Origin of the sequence: Yoonia sp. R2-816 (genome assembly GCF_046762905.1) — a bacterium.
Taxonomy (GTDB): domain Bacteria; phylum Pseudomonadota; class Alphaproteobacteria; order Rhodobacterales; family Rhodobacteraceae; genus Yoonia.
The window spans coordinates 1-2,399 of sequence record NZ_JBKQXN010000035.1; the positions used below are offsets into that span (position 1 = coordinate 1).

A 2,399-nucleotide genomic window follows, 5' to 3' on the forward strand; every position below is an offset into this window, starting at 1 on the left:
TGTGTTGCGGCAGAACACCCATCGAAACTATGATCGACGGGAAAGAAATCTGGCGGGAAAAGTTCGTGAACTGAACTTCACCTGACAGACGCCGCCTGAAAAACGGCCAACTGTCAGATCACATCTGAACCACTACAGCTAATCCTATTGCAAATTTCTTCTGCGTCCTCTTTCGCCAATCCCTGTTCCAGCATCGCCTTCATCCAGATCGGCCTGTTGAGACGACTAGCCATGTCTCCGATGAGTTCGGTTCCAGCGGCCACTCCTAAGATGACGCTGGTCCGCATTGGGTCCACGTATCCCTGAGTCGGTTGCGTTTCTTCCAACACTTTACTTGCCACATAAAGCGCGAGAAGTTGAACAGTATCAGTCGTTTCCACTACTTGAGGTGGAATGCCAAATTTTATCGGATCAAATGCGAAGTGAGGAATGAAGCCCCCACGACGGGAATAAGTTTTGTCTCTTGCGGATGGGTCTGCGTCGTAAAAGTCTTCAATACGCCAATGCGTTTCGGGAATCTCGCGGGTTGTATCTAAACCCTCCACGATATCATGCCAGAACCCTGCAGTGGTTCCTCTGCCCGCGAACATTGTGCCAAGGCCAACAATTGCAATCGGCGAGCGTTTCGTTGTCTGTTGCATTCTCAAACTCCAAAAAGTATCGATAGTTGGATGTCGTTTAAGGCTCAGGCAAGATCAAGAATTTGCGGTGAGCTTGAAAAAAACGTGCTCGGAACGAAGACACCTAGGGAACGGCATTGCTGGGCTCGTACGGCCATGGCAGCACCCTCCATGATATTCAAACCTATTTGGCGGACCGTTCGCCGTTTGGGATCATTCAGAAAACTACCTCTCACCCATTCGTTGAATGCCCCCATCGCAGGCCCACACCAGATTTGGTAGTCAGAACGACGATCAGTAACGCCATCGCGAGCCCATTTCGACGCTTGGAATAGAAAACGTTTGAAAACCAATGCCAATTTGGTGCGGTCATCAGTATCAGCTCGCACACATAATTTCTGATTGTAAGCTGAATGGTAGGAGCGTGCTTGCTGCCAGGCTTCTTCGAAAGACATGCGAAGCACCTTCTCCTCTAACCACTGCTTATCACGATCCGTGAAGTCTGCGAAACAGCTGTAGCGGCGGTAGAAGTCCTGTAAACGTTGAGCAGTGACGCCGAACATGGTGCCGCGCTTGAGTACTTGGACCTTGGCGCCGACCTCAAACATGTCGGCGGCAGGCACCATCCCAAAATCAGAAATTTCGGCATTGCACAACAGCGCACGTGCATCATTTGATAGTCCGGATTCGGTTGCACTCTGATTGACCGATCCGGTCACGATAAAGTCGGCTCCCAATGCAAAGGCAGCTGCAGCTGCAGTCGGCGTTCCGATACCACCAGCTGCTCCCAACAGAATGGCATTGGGATAGTTATACTCGCGCACAGCACGATCACGGACTTCAGCGATCGTGGGAAACAGACTCGTTAGCGGTCTTCCATCTGTGTGTCCACCGCTGTCGGCTTCAACTGTGAGAAACTCAGCTGTCGGCAATTTCGAATGGAATTCAGCCTGTTCTTCAGAGATGGCGCCTTCGTTAACCAGCTCTTTGAGCATTACAAAAGGCGGTGGCGTCAGGAATGCTTTGGCAACCTCAGGACGGGAAACTTTTGCAAATACATTGGTCGCGCGGTTGATTTCCCCCATCTTCCCGCGCGCCAGTCCGGCTGCGGAATACCTTACTATCTCTTTGGAAAGGGTCATGAAAGCAGAGGCTGAAACATTGCGGATTTTCTCTCGCAGAAACAAGTCAATCATTTGGGATTCTTGCTCTGGCCTGTCTGGCGAATGAATGAGATTCATCCCCCAAGCACTGTCGCCTTCAACTTGACGTCGAATATCGTGGATCGCCTTTGCTACTAACGACGGCTTCAGTCCAGCACTTCCAAAGAACCCGACGAACCCTGCCTTAACCGCCTCAACCACCATATCGCTTGTCGCAATTCCTCTCGCCATTTCGCCAACCACATAGGCAAATCGGCAATCGCATCTTTTCAAAAAACTCTGAGAACCAAGCCACTCTGGAAAAATACTTGGCAGAGTACCCAGAACATTCTCGCTATCTCGACGCGAGATCTTGTCAAAATATCCAGTCTTCGTTTTTTTGAGCCGGGCCATTCTCGAACCAATTGCACTCCGATAGATGACGGCTTCGGATCGACAATCATGGATAACGTCAATCAGAGCTTCCATGTCCGGTGAAAGCGAACCTTTCTGTCCGCGTTGTTCTTCATCGCTACGTCGCAATATCGTCCTGCCTTTTGGAAGAGACTGTCTCCTCAGCATCCTCTTTATGGCGTCCGCTCGGGTGAGCGTTTGTGCATAAAAATACCTGAAGAGA

Annotated in this window: 2 protein-coding genes; both read right to left on the reverse strand. The window is 50.5% G+C overall.

From position 1 onward, the window contains the following. Positions 1–113: 113 nt before the first annotated feature. Positions 114–641, reverse strand: a complete 528-nt coding sequence (locus tag ACFWW2_RS00565) for a beta-ketoacyl synthase N-terminal-like domain-containing protein (protein WP_393925415.1) — start codon at positions 639–641, stop codon at positions 114–116. Between the two features lie 44 nt (positions 642–685). Then, on the reverse strand, positions 686–2,399 hold a 1,714-nt coding region (locus ACFWW2_RS00570), incomplete at its 5' end, for a PfaD family polyunsaturated fatty acid/polyketide biosynthesis protein (protein ID WP_393925416.1).